This is a genomic window from Streptomyces sp. NBC_00273 (genome assembly GCF_036178145.1).
Classification (GTDB): Bacteria; Actinomycetota; Actinomycetes; order Streptomycetales; family Streptomycetaceae; genus Streptomyces.
In genome coordinates, this window is sequence record NZ_CP108067.1 from 360,394 (window position 1) to 378,319 (window position 17,926).

Annotated in this window: 14 protein-coding genes and 5 pseudogenes; 10 read left to right on the plus strand and 9 right to left on the minus strand. The window is 68.7% G+C overall.

The genetic code is table 11. The features are described 5' to 3' along the window. Window positions 1–649: 649 nt before the first annotated feature. Together OG386_RS01705 and OG386_RS01710 are read right to left on the minus strand one after the other, a co-directional pair. Window positions 650–2,056 (minus strand): matrixin family metalloprotease, encoded by a 1,407-nt coding sequence (locus OG386_RS01705; protein ID WP_328786396.1) that lies wholly within the window; start codon window positions 2,054–2,056, stop codon window positions 650–652. Between the two features lie 540 nt (window positions 2,057–2,596). Next, window positions 2,597–2,965 (minus strand): annotated as a pseudogene (locus OG386_RS01710) (integrase core domain-containing protein); the annotation flags it as partial. Between the two features lie 360 nt (window positions 2,966–3,325). Between OG386_RS01710 and OG386_RS46770 the strand changes: the two are divergent. The 4 genes from OG386_RS46770 to OG386_RS01730 all read left to right on the plus strand — a co-directional run bounded on the left by OG386_RS46770 (window position 3,326) and on the right by OG386_RS01730 (window position 6,935). Then, window positions 3,326–3,829 carry a winged helix-turn-helix domain-containing protein gene (locus tag OG386_RS46770; protein WP_405790908.1) on the plus strand — a complete coding sequence of 168 codons (504 nt, stop codon included), beginning with the start codon at window positions 3,326–3,328 and terminating at the stop codon, window positions 3,827–3,829. Continuing rightward, the gene (locus OG386_RS01720) at window positions 3,826–4,416 is read left to right on the plus strand and encodes an IS630 family transposase (RefSeq protein WP_328786398.1); all 591 of its coding nucleotides are present in this window, start codon (window positions 3,826–3,828) and stop codon (window positions 4,414–4,416) included. The genes OG386_RS46770 and OG386_RS01720 overlap by 4 nt, the downstream gene beginning before the upstream one ends. 629 nt (window positions 4,417–5,045) lie before the next feature. Next, the gene (locus OG386_RS01725) at window positions 5,046–5,570 is read left to right on the plus strand and encodes a peptidylprolyl isomerase (RefSeq protein ID WP_328786399.1); all 525 of its coding nucleotides are present in this window, start codon (window positions 5,046–5,048) and stop codon (window positions 5,568–5,570) included. An 822-nt stretch (window positions 5,571–6,392) separates the two neighbouring features. After that, window positions 6,393–6,935: a DUF6882 domain-containing protein gene (locus OG386_RS01730; RefSeq protein ID WP_328786400.1), complete on the plus strand. Its 543-nt coding sequence runs from the start codon at window positions 6,393–6,395 to the stop codon at window positions 6,933–6,935. A gap of 89 nt (window positions 6,936–7,024) precedes the next feature. Here the strand turns inward: OG386_RS01730 and istB are convergent. Next, window positions 7,025–7,796: pseudogene (gene istB, locus OG386_RS01735) on the minus strand (IS21-like element helper ATPase IstB). Continuing rightward, the gene (istA, locus tag OG386_RS01740) at window positions 7,793–9,388 is read right to left on the minus strand and encodes an IS21 family transposase (protein ID WP_328786401.1); all 1,596 of its coding nucleotides are present in this window, start codon (window positions 9,386–9,388) and stop codon (window positions 7,793–7,795) included. Before istA ends, istB begins: the two are co-directional and overlap by 4 nt. 340 nt (window positions 9,389–9,728) lie before the next feature. Here istA and OG386_RS46775 point away from each other — a divergent pair. Continuing rightward, a pseudogene (locus OG386_RS46775) lies at window positions 9,729–9,806 on the plus strand (helix-turn-helix domain-containing protein); the annotation flags it as partial. 227 nt (window positions 9,807–10,033) lie between these two features. Here the strand turns inward: OG386_RS46775 and OG386_RS01745 are convergent. Then, window positions 10,034–10,735, minus strand: coding sequence for a TetR/AcrR family transcriptional regulator (locus OG386_RS01745; RefSeq protein ID WP_328786402.1), 702 nt, complete (start codon window positions 10,733–10,735; stop codon window positions 10,034–10,036). Window positions 10,736–10,814: 79 nt separating this feature from the next. Between OG386_RS01745 and OG386_RS01750 the strand changes: the two genes are divergently transcribed. From OG386_RS01750 to OG386_RS01760, 3 genes are all read left to right on the plus strand, one after another. After that, window positions 10,815–11,747 (plus strand): MBL fold metallo-hydrolase, encoded by a 933-nt coding sequence (locus OG386_RS01750; protein WP_328786403.1) that lies wholly within the window; start codon window positions 10,815–10,817, stop codon window positions 11,745–11,747. A gap of 239 nt (window positions 11,748–11,986) precedes the next feature. Further along, window positions 11,987–13,708, plus strand: a complete 1,722-nt coding sequence (locus tag OG386_RS01755) for an NPP1 family protein (RefSeq protein ID WP_328786404.1) — start codon at window positions 11,987–11,989, stop codon at window positions 13,706–13,708. Beyond that, window positions 13,660–14,373: a fibronectin type III domain-containing protein gene (locus OG386_RS01760; RefSeq protein WP_328786405.1), complete on the plus strand. Its 714-nt coding sequence runs from the start codon at window positions 13,660–13,662 to the stop codon at window positions 14,371–14,373. Before OG386_RS01755 ends, OG386_RS01760 begins: the two co-directional genes overlap by 49 nt. Window positions 14,374–14,533: 160 nt before the next feature. On the opposite strand, the pseudogene OG386_RS46780 reads toward OG386_RS01760, so the two are convergent. The 3 genes and pseudogenes from OG386_RS46780 to OG386_RS01765 form a co-directional block, all read right to left on the minus strand. Further along, a pseudogene (locus OG386_RS46780) lies at window positions 14,534–14,890 on the minus strand (DDE-type integrase/transposase/recombinase); the annotation flags it as partial. Continuing rightward, window positions 14,823–15,266, minus strand: coding sequence for a leucine zipper domain-containing protein (locus tag OG386_RS46785; protein WP_405790474.1), 444 nt, complete (start codon window positions 15,264–15,266; stop codon window positions 14,823–14,825). The pseudogene OG386_RS46780 and the gene OG386_RS46785, both read right to left, overlap by 68 nt. Before the next feature lie 49 nt (window positions 15,267–15,315). After that, entirely contained in the window at window positions 15,316–15,714 is a 399-nt protein-coding gene (locus OG386_RS01765) for a VOC family protein (RefSeq protein WP_328786406.1), read from the minus strand. 93 nt (window positions 15,715–15,807) lie between these two features. Here OG386_RS01765 and OG386_RS01770 point away from each other — a divergent pair, with 93 nt between their 5' ends. Continuing rightward, window positions 15,808–16,818: a helix-turn-helix transcriptional regulator gene (locus OG386_RS01770; RefSeq protein WP_328786407.1), complete on the plus strand. Its 1,011-nt coding sequence runs from the start codon at window positions 15,808–15,810 to the stop codon at window positions 16,816–16,818. A 448-nt stretch (window positions 16,819–17,266) separates the two neighbouring features. On the opposite strand, the gene OG386_RS01775 is transcribed toward OG386_RS01770, so the two are convergent. Next, window positions 17,267–17,533 (minus strand): hypothetical protein, encoded by a 267-nt coding sequence (locus OG386_RS01775; protein ID WP_328786408.1) that lies wholly within the window; start codon window positions 17,531–17,533, stop codon window positions 17,267–17,269. A gap of 83 nt (window positions 17,534–17,616) precedes the next feature. Here OG386_RS01775 and OG386_RS01780 point away from each other — a divergent pair. Further along, a pseudogene (locus OG386_RS01780) lies at window positions 17,617–17,858 on the plus strand (transposase family protein); the annotation flags it as partial. Between the last annotated feature and the right edge of the window lie 68 nt (window positions 17,859–17,926).

The following is a 17,926-nucleotide window of genomic DNA, read 5'->3' on the forward strand; positions in this document are numbered from 1 at the left end:
GCGAAAGTGCCTTCCTGACCTGGGATGATGAACCTTGCTGACAGGCTCTGTCGATCCAAGCGGAGGGCACCTTCTACGTGCAGGCTGTCTTGCGTCCCACGGTTCACGTCAGTACCGATGGTTCGGGGGTGGCCAGTCATGCCGGGGCACGGTTGCTGGCAGGTCTTGCCGATGCCACCGGGCTGACCACCGCGTACTCCACTGTGCTCCGGCCGCTTCGGCCACGCGGCACCGGTCATGACCCGGGCAGGATGCTTGCCGACCTTCTCCGCGAGCGTGGTCAGGTACTTCACCTGCGCCTCGGTGGCCCGCTCCGTCTTCGCCTTCTCGGCACGCTCGCGCCGCGGAGCGTAGATCCGCTCGTTCTCGGCCTTGCGGGCAGCTTCCGCCTCCGGACTGCGCCAGGTGATGTGCACGGACTCGTACCAGGTCTGGGTGCCCGGCTTGCCAGTCACCGCCTCCCACAGCGCGTCCGCCGTCAGCTTCTCCTCGTCCACGCCCTTGGTCAGGCCGGGTCCGACGAGCCCGTAGCTGGGACCCAGGTCACCTCATTGCTTCGACCGGACAGCCGAACGCGGCGACTGTCGACTTGCCCGGTACGACACCGGTGGACGGGCAAGCCGACAGTCCTACGGTCTCAGGGTGTGCGTCACCACCAGTTGACGACGGCGTTCTGGTACTCGGGCGAGGCGGCGAAGCCGGTTTCGGCGTCCTGGTGGTTCAGGCCCGCCTTGAGCCGGCCGGTCCAGCCGTCCCAGCCCCCCTGTTCCGGTTCGCGACGCAGGTAGCGCAGGTAGAGGCTGCGGGCGTAGGCCCGGCAGTACTCGTCGGACAGGACGAAGCCACGGGCCACCTCGTAGCGGCTCATCCCGCCCGTCATCGCGGACTTCCAGTACTGGAAGCCGCCGGCGTCCGGCGGGCGGCGTAGCAGCCGACGGTACAGCGAGTCGATGAAGGCGTCGTTCGCCGGATACTTGCCGCGGTACTCGGCGCTGTCCAGGAAGGCGACGATCGCGGCCTGACGGCCGAGGCCACCGGCTAGCTGGGTGCGCCAGTGATTCAGGCCGGCCGGCTCGGGGGCGCGGTCGAGGAGCGTGAAGTACAGGTCGGTGGCCAGGCGGCCCGAGTTCTCCAGCGAGTACAGGAAGGCGCGGGCGACCTGGTCGACGCTCGTGTTGGAGAACAGCTTGCGTACCCAGTAGTCCAAGCCGTTGTTGTCGAACCGACGGCCCAGTACGTCTCGGTAGAGGGACGAGGCCCAGATGTGGCGCCGGTAGATGTTCCGTACGCCGGCCCGGTCATCCGTCGCCGGTGTGCTGGGCGTGGGATAGAACGGGTTCATCGTCGAGTTCGGCACGGAGGTGTGGTTCAGGCCGAGCGAGTGCCCGAACTCGTGGACGGCGACCGTGAACAGGTCGAAGCCGCCGGCCCGGATGCCATCCTGCCAGCGCTCGTCCTCGTCGAAGTGGGCGTCCCCGGCGAGGGCGCCGCCGTTGGGCGGCGGGAAGAAGGCATGGGCGAGAACGTTGCCCGGGCCGTCGAAGGGCGAACCGTCGCCGTGCGTACCCGTGGCGAACCTGATCTCGACGTCGGGCGTCGCGGTGGTCTCCTCGAAGACCAGCGGGACGACCGCCGCCCAGCGTGCCCAGGCCTCGCGGATGAGGGTCCGCTGCCGGGCCCCGTCGAAATCGGGGCTGAGGTTGTTGATGCGGTAGGTGATCACCGCATGGTCCCAGACGGTGCCGAACGCGACGAACTCGCCGACGCCGCCGGGCAACTTGGCCTGACCCGGCTCCTCGGTGCCCTGCCGGTCCGGGAACCCGCAGCGGGGCTGCTCGAAGACCTTGCGGGTGGCCTCGTCGACGACGCCCGTGGTCGGCAGCAGTGCCATGGCCTGTGAGGCGCGTAATGCGGCGCGTCCGGCGTCGCTCGCGAGCGGGACGTCCTCGGGGAGATAACCGAAGATGCGCAGGTAGTCCGTGGCGACTTTGGCATCGCCTGGAGTGGGTGCGACGGCGGGTGGGTCACCCGCGGCCTTTCCGCTTTGGGCAGACATGACGCTCCTTGCTCAAGGTGCGGATGCGATGAAGTGCGGGTGCGGTCGTCGGCCGGTGCGCAGATGGCTGTCGGCGCTCGATGGCGGCGACCGGCTACCAGGTGGTGCGATCCTCCGCGGGCCGCGGAGTGCTGTCCATAGGCCGGGCGGATAACGTCCCCCCTCCGGTTGCGTGCGCGAGCGACGGGTGAACACTCCCGGGACGCCGCCGAGGAAAGTCCCAGGTGACGCACGGCCGTTGGCCCTACGGCGGATACGACGCATGGAGCGCCGTCCGGTCGTCGGGCAACGCAGGCCCGTGAGTGTCCGCATATGACACGCACCTTCGCAGTTGCGTGAGGCAGGCCCCTCCCGGGAGTCGATCCTGGACGTCCGGAGGGTGCTGGAGTGGATCCAGCACAACGCGGACGGGGACAGGCCCAGATCGAAGGAGCTCGCCAGCCAGTGCGGCCAGACCGACCGCTGGTGGCGCATCCAAGACGCCCTCTCAGGGGGTTTCGGCGGCGAGTGAGGTGACCCCTGGAGTGTGGACACAGGGGTTCATGCTGCGAGTGAGAGTTTGGCTGACCTGTGCTGGTGTTGTTCGAACTCCATCGGGGAGAGGTAGGCGAGCGCGCTGTGGCGTCGGCGGGCGTTGGAGTAGGTGAGCCACTGGAATATCTCCAGCCGCGCCTGCCGCATCGTCGTGAACCGTTTCCGGTGCACCGCTTCTCTCTTCAGTCCCTGCCAGAAGCACTCGGCCAGGGCGTTGTCGTAACTCGAGCCGACCCTGCCCATGCTCCTGCGGATGCCATGCCGGTCGCGGACCCGGGCGGACGTACATTGCGGTCCGCGGTCCGCATGGAAGATCACTACGGCGACGTTGCCGCCGCGGGCCGCGACCGCGGCCTGGAGCGCGTCGACGACGAGCATTCTGGAACAGCCGCCCCTGCGGCGCTGCCTGAGAACACCGAACCGTCTTTATGATCACGCTAGGCACAGACCTGGGGGGAACATGCCAAAGCCCGAGAACCGCGCTGTCGTCGATCCGGAGATACCTGAGAAGGACCGGAAAGTACTCCTCTGCGTCGACGACGCCTTGCTGCCGTCGCCGGACGGCCGCCGAGCACCGAGCCCAACAGTGAACGAGGTACAGCGTCGTCGAAGAGTGGCACAGCGCGCACGCAACCCAAAGCAGCAGAACGTCTCCGTCGGCCCGGCGGGGAGCGGCTGCTTCGCCATCTTCTTCGGGGCAGCCGCCATTCAGATGGCTGGCCCCTACGGCTCTTGGTGGGGCGTACTACGGCTGGCGCCTCCCTTCCTCCGTTGCTGCGGCCTCAGTTGGCGGAGGCGCGTCGTGTTCGGGCGGTCGAGTTGTTCGAGGACGGTGTCTCGAATGCGGAGATCGCGCGGGCGGTGGGGGTGTGCGCCGAGAGCGTGCGGCGATGGCGGCGGGCGTGGGAGGAAGGTGGTGCTTCGGCCTTGCGTCGGCGTGCGGCCACCGGTCGCCCGCCCAAGCTGGACGACGCCCAGGTCGAGACCGTCCGGGCCGCGTTGGAGCAGGGTGCCCAGGCCCATGGTTTCGAGGCCGACCTATGGACCCTGGAGCGAGTTGGCGCCGTCGTTGAGCGGGTGACGGGAGTGGTGCTGTCGAGGGCGTCGGTGTGGCGGTTGCTGACCGGCCGGCTCGGATGGAGTCTGCAGCGGCCCGAGCGGCGGGCGGTCGAGAGGGACGAGTCGGAGATCGCCCGCTGGATCGCGCACGAGTGGCCGCGCATCAAAAAGGGGCCGTGAACACACGTGCCTGGATCGTGTTCCTCGACGAATCAGGCATCTCCCTGCTGCCTCAGATCCGCCGCACCTACGCACCCCGAGGTCGGACCCCACTGCTGCGGCACCGGCTGAACTGGAAGCGGGCGTCGATGGCCGGGGCTCTGGGATACCACTCCACCGACCCCGATCGAGGGGCCCGCCTGTGCTTCCATCTCAAGCCCGGAAGCTACGACACCGCCGCCCTCATCGAGGTCCTGGAGCAGATGAAGGCGTTCTACCGCGGCGAGCGGGTGGTCCTGGTCTGGGACGGCCTGTCCGCCCATTGGAGCCGGTCGATGCGGGCTTGGGTCGCTGGCCAGGACTGGCTCACCCTGGAGCGATTACCCGCCTACGCGCCCGAGCTGAACCCGGTGGAGCTGCTGTGGTCCTCACTCAAGAAACGTGAACTCGCCAACCTCGCCGGCGACCACCTCGCCGATGTCGCCGACGCCACCGAGCAAGGCATCCACCGCATCAACCACAACCCACAACTGCCATGGTCCTTCCTCGCCCACACCGGCCTGACCATCCACCCACTACACCCGCCGAACTTACGAAAAGATCAGTAAGGGCTGTTTCCGAAGCTGTGGTTGCGGGACAAGGCGCTCAGGTTCCTCCAACGCGACCTGGTCCTCCACGTGACCAAGAGCCTCAGGAACGCCGTCGGCGCGGATGCCCGGCGGCAGGAACTGCCGGACTCCAAACAGCTGAAAGGTCTGCGCCCCCGGCTCATGCGTGCGATCCATCCCACCTCGGAAGGCGACGAAAAAGGCCGACCATCGGGCGGCCAGGGTCAGGGCGCCTCGGGCGCGAGTGGCGGCCCGGCGCTGCAACGCCTGGAACAACAGCCGGCCGACCGCGGTGTCCCAGACGATGAGCTCGCCGTCGAGGACCAGGCCCCTCGCCGACCTCCTGTCGCTACCCATTCCCGCCGACCGCACCACGCCCTAGACTGCGACCGCTCCAAGACCTGGCGATCATCAGGAGGGCGCGCAAGATGAACCGAGCACTGATCAGCGCATTTGCGGCCGTGACGTTAGTTGTGTCCGGGGGAAGTGCCGCCACCGCTTCCGACGGCGCTCCGCCGCGCACCACGCACGGCCCTTGCCAGTACACACAGACCCCGGACGAGCCACCCGCGCGTCATGTTCCGCTGCCGCCTGACCCGCGGCGCACCCCTAGCCGTGGCACGGTTGACATGGCTGTTCCGACCAGCCAGGGACCGCTCCCGCTGCGTTTGGACCAGGCCAAGGCGCCGTGCACGGTCCAGAGTTTCCTGCACCTGGCACGGCATGGGTTCTACGACCGAACGGTGTGCCACCGTCTAACGGCATATCCGACGCTGAAGGTCCTGCAGTGTGGCGACCCGACCGGTACCGGTGAGGGAGGGCCCGGGTACAAGTACAAGGACGAGCTACCGGTGGATCTGCCACCCGCACCGACCGATCCGACCGGCGCGCGCCGCCTGTACGGGCGCGGCCTGCTCGCGATGGCCAACGCCGGTCCGGACACGAACGGCTCACAGTTCTTCGTCGTCTACGGCGACTCCGCACTGCGCCCGAACTACACGGTGTTCGGCACGGTCGGCCCCGACGGCCTGGCAACTCTCGACAAAACCGCCGCCGGAGGAATCGAGCCGACCGCGGAAGAGCCGGCACCGGTAGACGGCACACCCGTGCTGCGGACCGAACTGCTCCGCGTCCGGCCGTCCTGCTGGCATTGAGTCCCCGCGGCCCGCGCTCAAGCCGCGGCCGCTGCGGTGGCGTCTGTCCAGCGGTGGAGCGGGAGCGGGCCGCCATCGGGGAGACCCACAGCCGGGAAACGGACGCGGGCGACGCGGACGGCGGCGTGGTCAGGGAGCGGAGGGCCGCGTCCACGACGCGGCCCTCCAGGGCCGTGCCGGTGGCCTGCTTCCAGGAGGTGTCTGCCGTCAGGCGCTTCAGGTGCCGGGCGACGGTGTGTGCTGCCGCTCTCGCCGATCTTCTGCATGCGGGCGGCCAGCAGCGGCCACTGGCGCGAGCCGACCAGGAGACTCGCTTCCCGCTCCGGCAGGATGTCCATGACCAGCGACACCATCTGGGAACGCGCGGCCGGGTGCACCCTCAGCTCCAGGGCCCGGGCGCGGTCACCGAAGTCGAGGTCGCGGGGGCGGTCAGGGGCCCCAGGAGCGCTACGCGTCCGTGCTCGCGGGCGCAGCCAACGAATCGGCGGCCTCCCGCACCCGCAGCGCAGCAGCAGGCGCGGCGGCGAGAGGGGCAGGCTCTCGGGTGGTGGCGGCCAGAGCGGGTGCGGGAACCCGCCGGGCGGCCGCGGTGACGGCGGGACGGCCTGGCCCACGCCGACCCCCGCCCGGTGGGCGTCGGTGAGGATCCGGACCTGTCAGGTCCCCCCTTCAGGCCCACATGTTCACCGAGTCGATCGCGCTGTGGACGTTCACGTATTTCCCCAGGCTTCCGGTCACGTAATTCCCCACCTGGTCGGCTGGCGCGGCATCTGGGCAGAGGGGGTCGCCGGCTGGGCAGCGGCTTCTGGCAGACTTTGCGGCATGGGATTGTTCAAGCGGGCCGGCAAGCCGGAAAGCCCTGCTCAGGGAGTGGATCCGACTGACCTGAGCACGCTGCTGCTGCAGGGCGAAGACATCATCGACCAGCTGACTCGCGCGCACGTGTCCTGGGGGCTAGGCTCGGCGGACCGCTGGGGCCTGGACCAGAAGACCGGCCTTATCACGTGGACCTTCCCTGACAAGACCGCGACGGCGCCCGCGCAGATCCTGGCCAGCTTCAGCCCCTCGTCAAGCTCGTGGCTGTGGGCCTGGGCGAACGAGAGCATCCTCCCGGAGATGAGCCGCGACGCTCGAAGCGTGCGGGACTGGGCGGAAGCCCATGGCCACCACGCTCTGGCCCAACCGAAGGTCGATGCCGACGAGCAGGCGGCGGCAACTCTCGCGGCTCTGGCCGTCCGGATCACTAGGGCGACCGGCTTCTATCGGGGCCCGGGTGGCAACTCCATCGTGATCATCACGTTCGGGCCGGTCACCCTGACCGCTGCGGATGGCAGCACGTCCACCTTCAACATCACTCTCGACTAGAGGAACCGGCGGCGCGATGCCATGCGAAATCGGTGCCTGGCCTTCAGCAGGACAGGCACCGATTCCGCTGATTCGGGTGGTAGACCTCTCTATGAGGTTGTTTTTCCGTCCCTGTCGGTGGGGTTCTTGGGGCGTTTGTTCGGCCGGTAGCTGGGGCCGTTCATGATGACCTGGTGGCTGGTGTTGATCAGCCAGTCCAGGAGTGACTCGGCGACGACGGGGTTGGGGAAGAGGGGATACCAGTCGCTGGGCGCCCGGTTGCTGGTGATGATCAGGGACCGGCCCTGCCGCTCGCTGACCAGTTCGTAGAGGTCGTCGGCCTGGGCCGCGGTCAGCTGGCGCATGGCGAAGTCGTCGAGGATGAGCACGTCCGGGCGGACCAGTTCCCGCACCCTCTTCTCCCATGTCCGGTCCGCGTGGCCGCCGGCCAGCTCGGCCAGGATCCGGCTGGTCTTCGCGAAGCGGACGTGGGCCCCCAGGCGGATGGCGAGGTGGCCGAGGGCCTGGGCTACGTGGGTCTTCCCGACCCCGACTGGCCCGAACAGAATTACGGACTCTCCGGCGTGGAGCCAGCGCAGGGCGGCCAGGTCGCGGATCTGGGCCGCCGGCAGCTTGGGCGAGGCGGAGAAGTCGAACTCCTCCAGGGTGACCTGCTGTTCGAATTTCGCCCGCTGGAGCCGTCGCTGGAAGGCGACGGTCTCACGGCGGGTGATCTCGTCCTGGCAGAGGACCTGGAGGAAGTCGCGGTGGCCGAGTTCACCGCCGGTGGGCCTGGGCCAGGCGGGCGTCGAGTGTCTCCAGCATCCCGGAGAGCCTTAGGGCCTTGAGCGACTCGCGCAGGGCGGTGTCCATCACGCTCATCGCGCGGCCTCCTCGGCGTCGTCGTGGCCCTGGTCACCGTGGAGTTCGTCCGCCGTCTGGGTGGGGATGGCGGCGGCGAACAGCCCCTCCGGCCCGTGAAAGAAGGCCGCGGCTCCCGCGTCGCCCGTCTCGGGCTCCGGGTCGGTCTCGGTCCCGGCGATCAGGATGCCCTTGATGGTGCGGTAGGACGGGTCGCCGACCGTGATGGCCTTGGTGCAAGCGGCCTCCAGACGGCCGTCGCCGTACTTCTTGGGCAGCCCGAGGATGCCCTGGGCGGCGCGGAGCCGGTAAAGCGCGTTGACTTCCAGCAGCTGGTCGATCACCTCCCGGCAGGCGTCGCCGACCTCGGACGCCTGGCTGCGGCACCAGATCGGCGTCCGCATCTGGAAGGCGATCTTCTCCGGCGGGTAATCGTTCTTGTCGGTGCGTTTTCCCTGGTCAAGGGCAGTGTGTGTCTTCACTAGCTCGCCCTCGTAAAAGACCTGCACCATGGTCGCGGTGGAGCGGACGTCGACCTTGCGGCCGATCAGCTTCCAGGGCACCGAGTAGAGGGTGCGGCCGACCTTGATGTGGATGTCCGGGCCGACGGTGGCGGCCGACCAGCGGGCCAGCACGAACGGCTTCTCCGGCAGCGGGAGCAGGGCTTGGGCCTCAACCGCGTCGAACACCGCCAGCGGGGCAGCCCCGCCCAACGGCCGGCACTGCCGCTTGCCCGCCACATTCCTCGCCCAGGCGATCGCCTCGGCCTGCATCTGCTCGATCGAGGTGAACTGCCGACCACTCCAGAACGAGTCGCGGACGTAGGGCATCGGCCGCTCAACCCGGGGCTTGTCCTTCGGATGCGCGGCCCTGGCCGGATCCGGCAGGGTCCCGTAGTAGGAGGCGAGTTCGCTGTACGACTTGTTGATCTTCGGGTCGTAGAGGTCGGGCCGGTCCACCGCTGTCCGCAAGTTGTCCGGCACCAGCCGGCGCGGGATCCCGCCGAAGTAGCGAAACGCTTCAACGTGGGCCTCGGTCCACGCGTTCTGGTCCATGTAGACCACCGGGCGGACGAACATGTGCCGCGAGCAGGGCAGCACCATCACGAATGCCCAGATCCGGTGGCGCTTCCCGGTGCCCGGGTTGATCCACTGACCGAGGAATCCGTAGGCGATCTGGGCTTCCGAGCCGGGCTCGACCTCGTCCCGCAGCCCCGTGACCCGAGACCTGGCCGCCTCGTCGGGAAGGTTCTCGTGCACCCACCGCCGGAACGACGACAACGACGCCTTCAGCTTGTGCTCGTCCCGCAGCCGCTGATGGATCGTAGTCACGCTGGTTGTCTTGAGCAGACCCTTGACGTAGTCACGATAGTGCTCGATCTCCGGCCAGGTGATCTGGTTCAGCCGCCGGCTGACCAGTTCCGGGAACCAGCTTTTGATCATCTTGGCCCAGTCGGCCTCGCTCATCGGCGGCCCGCCTGGGGCCATTCCAGCTTCCTCCGCCGGCCGTAGGTACTTCCTGACCGTCTTGCGGTCCAGCCCCAAAGATGCCCCGACCTGGCTCTTTGAGCGGCCCGCGTACCAGTGGACGTAGATCTCGATGATGTCGACCACGGCGAATGTTCTCCTTGCCATCCCGCGCGTCCGTTGACCTCTCGGCCCGAAGGCCGAGAGACGACGACTCCGAGGCGGTCAGGCCCCTCAACCCGGCTCCGGCATGCCCATGGGGAAACCAGAGGAATCGAAAGAGAAGACGGCTCAGCGACCAAACCACCCGAAACGGGGAACACAAGCCCAGACCTGAGCAACAACGGCCGGCGGTCGTGACCGCCGCCCCCATGGGGAAACGTGACCACACAGGTGGGGAATTAGGTGACGCTCAAGTCGCCGAACGTGGGGAATTGCATGACCGTCGACAGGTCCGGATGGAAGCGGGTGCGCCGATGGGCGGGGCAGTACGGAGATCGCCAAGGAGTTACGGGGCAGCGTCCGGTCGGTCCACCGGTGGCGACGGGCCTGGCGGGACGCCGGGCCGGACGCGGTTCGTTCCTGTGGTCCGGCCTCCCGTCCGAAGCTGAGCGATGTGCTGTTCGCCGTACTGGAGGAGGAGTTACATCCTCACCTAGGGCCGCCTGCTCTGGTGGCGCGGCGCCAAGACGCGCCGTTCCCGATCAGCCCCGAGGAGGAAGGCGGCATCGCCACCATCCGACGCGTGAGCCCCCGGATCCGCCGGGCCGCCAGAGCCCTCCCGCGGGTCCTTCAGGACGAAGGCGAGGGCGAGGGCGTGTGCGGTCCGGGGCTGGGGGCCGGGCCCTGGGTGAGGCGTCGCGTGTGCGTGGTGGTGGGCGTGGGCCGCTGGGGCTCAGGCGCGGTTTCCCGCGCCAGGCCGTTGAAGGTGGCGAAGACCAGACGTTCGGTCTGGCATTCGATGCCTTCCCGGTCATCGATGCGTACGAGGCCGTCGATGAGCAGGACGGCCAGGCCGTGGATGGCGGCCCAGACCGCGAACTCGGCGCCCGGGCGGGCTCCCGGGGGCAAGTGGCCCGTTTCGGTCAAGCGGTCGAGTTCGGTCGTGAGCACGTCGTGCGGGTGGGGTGAGATGACGGACTGCGCCGTTGTGGCGCCGCCGCGGAAGACGAGCCGGGCGACGGCCGGATCTTCGACGGCCCAGGTGACATAGGCACGCCCGCATGCGGCGAGGCGTTCGGGACCCTGCTCCAGCGCCGCGTCCATGGCGTCGCGCAGGCGGTTCCCCAGCCGGGCCAGCACGACCTCGGACAGGGCGGACACGAGTGCGTCACGCGAGCCGAAGTGGTGGTAGGCGGCGCTGGGGCTGACACCGACCCGCGCCGATGCTTCACGCAGCGACCAGCCGTCGGCCCCCCGCTCCCGTACGAGGGTCTCCGCCGCGTCGAGCAACGCGCCGTGCAGGTCCCCGTGGTGATATCGCTCCTTCGCCATGGCTCCATCTTAGCTCTGTTCAGATTGAGTGTTACGCTCGGGCCAAAATCTCAACACTGTTCAGATTTGGAGTTGTGTCATGTGCGCCACCGACCCCGCGCTTCTCGCTTCCGACGGCGCGCCGGATGTCCTGCACAGCCCCCCGCCCGTCGTAGCGGGATCTCCCGTCGAAGTGTCCGAGGGCGTCTTCGTCATCTCGGACCACCGCGTCGAGTTGGTGCCCAACGTCGGCATCGTCCTTGGTGAGAAGGCCGCACTGGTCATCGACACCGGCATCGGCCCCCGCAACGGTGCGCTGGTGCTGGAACAGGCCCGGTGCCTGGCCGGCGGCCGCCGCCTGTACTTGACCCTCACCCACTTCCATCCTGAGCACGGCTTCGGCGCGCAGGCGTTCAAGGGCGCCGCCACGACCGTCTACAACCGCGGTCAGCGTGCCGAACTGCGGCGCAAGGGAGCCAGCTACCTCGACATGTTCAAGGGCCTGAGCCCCGCAGTCGCTGCCGAACTCGAAGGGGTCGAACTGGTCGACCCCGATCTGGTCTACGAGGGCGAGGCCGAGATCGACCTCGGCGGCCGTACCGTGTTGCTGCGAGAGGTCGGTCCCGCGCACACCCGATCCGACCAGATCGTCCTCGTGGACGGCCGAGTGCTGTTCGCCGGCGATCTGTTGGAGACCCGCATCTTCCCGATCGTCCCGTACTTCCCGCCCCACGACACCGATGTGGACGGCGAGGGCTGGATCGGCGTGCTCGACGAGCTTGCCGCACTCGCCCCGCAGACCGTCGTTCCCGGTCACGGCGAGGTGACCGACGCCTCGCTCATCCGCGACGTCCGCGACTACCTCGCCTACGTCCGCGACGAAGCACTGCGGCTGCGCGAGCGCGGCGCCACCGCCGACGAGACGGCCGCCTCCATCGCGGAGAACGCCCGTACCCGCTGGCCTTCCTGGGAACGCCCCGAGTGGATCGGCCTCGCCGCCCGCGCCTTCTACGACACCAGCGCACCGGCCTGACCCCCGCCACCCGCGAACATCACCACTCGGGCCCTGAGCCCCAGCGGCGATGCACCCGGCGCCACCATCACGACCAACCTGGCTCCGGAGCGGGGGCGCCGGAATCGCACGGAGAGGTCCCGTGGCGACCGCGTGCGTTCACCCCCTTTGGACCCGCAACCCCGCCGATTCTGCGCGGCGTTCTCGGCCTCGCCGCGCGGGCAGGAACCCGATCCACTTCCACAAGAGGACGTCACTGGATGTTCGGCCTTCCCCATGTTCTGAGAACCTCCTGGTTACGGCCCTTTCCCTTAGGCGGCAAAGGCCGTCCGAGCGGTCTGATCGCCGCCGGTCTCACGATCGTCCTGATCGTGTGCGGCCTGCTGGCCGTGCCCTCGGAGGCGAGCGCCGCCGAACCCGAACCGCCGCGGGCACTACCGCAGAACGCCACCGACAACGATGCGAAATGGCAGCCTGCCCTGGATTACGACACGGACGGTTGCTACAACGTGCCGGCGATCGGGCAGGACGGGACCATCGCCCAGGGCCTCGACCACAACGGCACGTCCGCTCCGGCCGATTGCCGTGACCAGTCCGACCTGGACAACAGCAACGCCTATGCGCGCCAGCGGTGCAATTCCGGCTGGTGCGTCTACCTCTACGACTACTACTTCGAGAAGGACGTCGCAGTCGAGCATTGGCCAGACGCCGGCGGTCACGTCCACGACTGGGAGCACATCGCCGTCTGGGTCCAGAACGACCAGGCGAAGTGGGTCTCCGCGTCGCAGCACGGCGGCTACGAGATCAAAGCGGCCGACGACGTCCTGTGGGACGGTACCCACCCCAAGCTCGTCTATCACAAGGACGGCGCCTCCACGCACAACTTCCGCTTCGCGTCATCGGGGGACGAGCCACCCGAGAACCACTACCACCGATGGATGCGCTCGCCTCTGGTGTCGTCCAACGGTTTCCCGAGCGGGCTGCGCGACAAGCTTTTCGACCACGATTTCGACCACGCCTCGATCGCCATCAAGGACTCGAGCTACCCGAGCGATCTCAAGAACGCCATGTTCCCGTTCGACTACACCCGCGACGAGAACTCACCGGGCGACCCCAACCCGCCCGCTGAGCCACCAGAAACACCGCGGCCCACTGACCCGCTCAAGGTGATGGTGGTGGGTGATTCCATGACACAAGGTCATGAGGGCGACTGGACCTGGCCATATCGGCTGTGGCAGTGGTTCAGGGACCAGGATGTATCGGTGGATTTCGTGGGCCCGTACACGGGGACCGTGCCGCCCGACGCCGCGTCGGCACCGCAGCCTCCCCCGCTCCAGGGCGAGCAGCAAGCGGTCACGCGACCGCCACAGACGTCCGGCGGGTACGCCAGGGGCGCGGAGGAGTTCGACAGCGACCATTTCGCCGTGTGGGGAAGGCAGGCGGCCCAGGACAAGACCCTGATCCGTGAGCAGGTGAAGAACCACCGGCCGGACCTGCTGCTGGTCGGGCTCGGGTTCAACGACATGGGCTGGTTCGTCAGCGATGCGAACGGCGCCCTGGCGAGCATGAAGTCACTGGTCGACGAGGCCCGCGCCGCCGATCCCGAGTTGAAGTTCGCGCTGGCCAACGTCCCCCAGCGCACCCGGATCGGCGGACGGGACGATCTGATCGCCAACACCGACACCTACAACCAGCTGCTGAGCGATGCGATCTCCCGGTGGAGCACCGACCGGTCCCCGGTCGAACTGGTCGACTGGCGCGGGGAGTACTCCTGCGAGCCGGACGGATGCCCCGCCGGTTACGACGGCCTGCACCCCAACGCGCTCGGCGAATACCAATCGCCCACGCCTTCGAGAAGACCCTGCACGACCGCTACCACCTGGGCACCGCCATACCGGCCGTCCCGGCGAACGTGCCCGCCCGGGCGACACCCGTGCCGGATAACATCGTCGCCTCCTCCGAGGACAGCGGCATCAAGGTGACGGAGTGGGAGTACCAGGTCCGCACCGACAACGGCGACACGGTGAAGTCGGACTGGTCGCCGACCGTCAGGGCCACCGCGCATCCCAGGACCGCTCCACCACCCGTCGGCATCGTCACCACGGCCACCGCGACCGGCGTCGATGTCGTGTGGGGCGCACCCACCGGCCCGTACACCGACACCATCGACCGCTACCAGGTGATCACCTTCGACAAGGACACCCCGGGCGCCTTCATCGACAGTACCTCGGTCACCGGCAAGTCCATCCACATCGACGGCCTCACACCCGGCCACCACTACGTCGTGGCCGTCGTGACATGGAATGCCGCGGGCGGCGGCCTGCCGGGCGCCGGGCGCGCCGTCACCATCGGGGCGGGTAGCCCGCCTGCGCCCCGCGACCTCCAGGTGACCTCAACCGACCCCACCACGGTGCAACTCACCTGGTCGGGCTCCCCGCAAGCGGCCGGATACCGCGTCTGGGTCCGCAACATCAACAGCGGGAGCCAGTCCTCCGCCGACGAGTTCATCGTCGACACCACGCACCGTGACATCGCGTACCTCTCCCCCGGCACCTGGAACTACGAGTTCTGCGTCACCGCCGTCAACGGAGCCCTGGAATCCGCGAAGTCCGACTGCGTCGTCGCACCCCACCCCGCGAGCGGCTAGTTCAGCGGGTGGCCGTGTAGAGGCCCACGGCAGGCCCATCAGCCCGAAGGAGAGACCCCCGACCCACACAGGAGGCGCCACACCCACCGCCTCGCTTCAGTCACCCCCGCTTCCAGCTCACGACGCCTACCCGGTCTGCGCCAGCCGCCCTCGCCGCCCCCTACCAGCAGTCTGCGGGCCCTTGCACGGGCGCGCGGCAAAAGCGGCAGTGCCAAGGGCCCGGTGGGCTGTGGCCGCCAGACGGCGAGTTGGGGTTGTTGAACTCTGATCGCGGCGTGTACAGCCTGGTCCGCTTGTGCTTCGTACGGGTCGCGGCGAGGGCGTCAGCCCAGGTCGTAGACCGGTAGCACGCGCCGTTGTCGGTGAGGCAGCGGCGGATCTGTGTGATGCCGTGGGCGGCGAAGGAGGAAACGGCCTGGTTCCGGAAGGCGACCGCGGCGACGGCCTTCTCATCGTCCAGGGCCGCGGTGTAGGCGAGCCGGGAGTGGTCGTCGAGCGCCGAATGGAGGTACGTGTATCCGTCCTTGCCGGTGCCGGGACCGGCGCGAGTGTGACGCCGTGCAGCCTCTGTAGCTCGGCGGCGAGGCGGGCTGGTCCGTGTTTGGTCTGTCGCCGCGCAGCGCCTCCACCAGGTCGGCGATGTCCTCGGGGGTGCGGGCGGGACTGGTGGCGGGGCGGGAGGAGTGGTCGAGCAGTCCGTTCTCGCCGTGCGCGCGCCAGCGGGCGTACCTCTTCGCCGGGCAGCGGCGGGAGATCCCGGCTCCCGCAGCGACGCGCGCGATCGGACGTCCGGTGTCGACCCGCGGACACGAACGCAGACGTCCTTCGGGGGTCAGCGGTGCGTTCCGATGTCCCCTGCTGGTGGCTCTCCTGGACTCGGCGGCCGCGTTCACCGGGAGCCCTGGGATCTCAGGGCTCCCGCGTGAGCGGCTGTGCGTGGCGTCAGCGTGCGAACCTTTCGATGGCCGCCGGGGTGACGGGGGTGAAGAAGTTGACGAGGTTGCCGTCGGGGTCGCGGAACAGCAGCGACCGGTTTCCCCAGGGCATCGTGGTGGGCTCGTTGACGAAGTCGGTGACGAAGCCGGTCAGGTTCTGGTGAACGCGGTCCACGTCGTCGACGAGGAACTCGGTGATCACGCTGTGATTGGCCGCCGGGCGGGCAGAGTCCGGGGCGAACAGCGGGACGGTGCGGATGCCGGCGATCGCGAGGGTGGCGCCCGCGGTCTGGAGTTCGGCGAAGTCCTCGGTGGACCAGGCCGCCCGCGCCCCTGTGGCTCGCTCGTAGAAGTCGACGAGGCGTGCGACGTCGCTGGTGATGATGCGGATCGAGACGAAGTCCATGGGAATCTCCTTGGCTGTGCTGGAGGCGTGCTCGTCGCAGGCTAGGAGAAATAGTGGACAGAATCGGTCCTGTATCCGCGTTAGGCTGCCAACATGCCTCGACCAACCGGCCGCGTGCTGACACTCCTGGAACTGCTGCAGTCGGGCGGCACCCGGACGGCCGCCGAACTCGCCGACCGGCTCGGCGTCGAAGGGCGCACCGTGCGCCGGTATGTGGACCAACTGATCGGCCTCGACGTGCCCGTGGAATCGGTGCGTGGCCGCTACGGCGGGTACCGGCTGGCTCCCGGGAGCCGCTTGCCTCCGCTCATGCTCAGCGACGACGAGGCGCTGGCCGTGGTGCTCGGCCTGGTCGCGGGCCGCCGAGCAGGGTTGACGACGACGACGCGCACGGCAAGCGAGACGGCGTCGGCGAAGATCCGGCGGGTGCTGCCCAAGCACGTCGCCCGTCGGCTCGACACGCTCCTGGAAGCGCTCGCCTTCACGGATCGGCCCGGCGAGTTCGACACCCCGGACGCTGGGGTCCTGCTCACGATCGCCGATTCGGTGCGCCACTGCCGACCGGTCTCGATCCGCTACACCGACCGTGACGGACGGCGCAGCGAACGCACGCTGCACGCGTACGGGATCGTCGCCCATGCGGGCCGGTGGTACGTCACGGGCAAGGACGCCCAGATCGGCAAGGACCGAACCTTCCGGCTCGATCGCATCGCGGATGCGCGGACCCTGCCCGGCTCATTCGAAGCGCCAGTGGGTCCCGGTCCGGAACAGCGCGTGTTGTCAGGGTTCGCCAAGGCCGAGTACCAGCATGAGGTGACCTTGCGGGTCCACGGGACAGTTGAGCAGATCCGCGCCCACCTTCCGGCCAGCGTCGCGAGCCTGGAGGAGCACGAGTCCGCGGCCGGCGAGAACCGCGCGACCGAGCGCTGGCTGCGCGTCGAGCTCCGGGCGGAGCGGCTCGACTGGATACCCCCGGTACTCGCCTCACTCGACCGGCCGTTCGTCATCGAGCGCCCCGATGAACTCCGTGACCTCGTCATCGCGCTCGCCGATCGTCTGACGTCCTACGCCGCCGAGCCTGACCGCAAGGAACCAATGTCATGAGATGGCACAAGTAGCAGGCGGAGCACAAACCCAAACCTTTCCGGCCGCATGTGCGATTCCCTTGCCGGTTGCTTTGCTGTACGTCTGGGACGCGGTGAGCGCCCTCTGCGAGAAGGAGCCGGCCCCGAAGGAGCGGGCGCGCCGGCCAGGCAGCCAGGTAGGCCAGGCCGGGAGCTGATGTCCGCTTCGTGGACGGAGCAAGTTCGGCGAAGGCCACACCAGTGGCAACATCCGCCGGCTGATTCGGTTCACCGCAGACACGATGCACCGCCGCCATGGCCGTCCCGGCCACGCGCGCTGTGCCGCGCGCCGCGGATTCACTTCTCCGAGCCGGTGAGGCTCTCCACTGCGGCAGCCGCGCGGTCCGCCAGCTCCTGCCCGACAGCCTGCGACGCCTCCAGGCGCTCCGTCACCGCCTGGGTCTCGGACAAGTCCACGCGAGTCACCTTCACCCGCTCAAGGCGCGCGCCTGCACGGCCCGCTTGCCCGTGCCCGGTTCCGGGGCCGGAACGTAATCCGCCGCGGATCCGGTTGGCGGGATGTCCTGCGCCCGTCCCGGCGGAGCTGCACCGGGCAGCGGTTCGAGGCCGGCGAAACCCAGCACCGTATCCGCGGACTTCACCAGCCGCCATTCCGCCCACTGCTCGGCAACGCCGGGATCGGCGAGGACCGCGTGGAGGATCTGCTCGACCTCGTGCAACACCGACTCGCTCACCGTCTGCCCGGCCTCGGCAGCCAGAGCACGCGCCGTACGCGTCACGAGCCGCGGTGAACTCCGACGGCAAGCTCTCGTACAACGCCAACGGCGCCTACCTCGGAACCGGGCTGCTCGTCCCGCACCGCAGAAGGGCCGGACGCCCCTCCTGCGCGGGCAGGAGGAGAACAACGCGGAACACCGCCGGGTGCGGGCCCGCGTCGAGCACACCTTCGCCCGCATGAAGAACCGGAAGACCCTCCGCGACTGCCGCCAGAAAGGAGACGGCCTCCCCCACGCGGTCCAGGCCGTCGCCGCCCTGCACAACCTCGCCATGACGGGCTGAAACAGCAGGTCAGGCGCCACTCAAGCCTGCCCGAAAGGACCTTCTGCAACAACCTTTAGGGCCTGTGG

Excerpts from the sequence above, each read along its gene's own strand:
- OG386_RS01705 (WP_328786396.1), bottom strand. The coding sequence starts at position 2,056 with ATGTCTGCCCAAAGCGGAAAGGCCGCGGGTGACCCACCCGCCGTCGCA.
- OG386_RS01725 (WP_328786399.1), top strand. The coding sequence starts at position 5,046 with ATGGCTGTTCCGACCAGCCAGGGACCGCTCCCGCTGCGTTTGGACCAG.
- OG386_RS01730 (WP_328786400.1), top strand. The coding sequence starts at position 6,393 with ATGGGATTGTTCAAGCGGGCCGGCAAGCCGGAAAGCCCTGCTCAGGGA.
- OG386_RS01745 (WP_328786402.1), bottom strand. The coding sequence starts at position 10,735 with ATGGCGAAGGAGCGATATCACCACGGGGACCTGCACGGCGCGTTGCTC.
- OG386_RS01750 (WP_328786403.1), top strand. The coding sequence starts at position 10,815 with ATGTGCGCCACCGACCCCGCGCTTCTCGCTTCCGACGGCGCGCCGGAT.
- OG386_RS01755 (WP_328786404.1), top strand. The coding sequence starts at position 11,987 with ATGTTCGGCCTTCCCCATGTTCTGAGAACCTCCTGGTTACGGCCCTTT.
- OG386_RS01765 (WP_328786406.1), bottom strand. The coding sequence starts at position 15,714 with ATGGACTTCGTCTCGATCCGCATCATCACCAGCGACGTCGCACGCCTC.
- OG386_RS01770 (WP_328786407.1), top strand. The coding sequence starts at position 15,808 with ATGCCTCGACCAACCGGCCGCGTGCTGACACTCCTGGAACTGCTGCAG.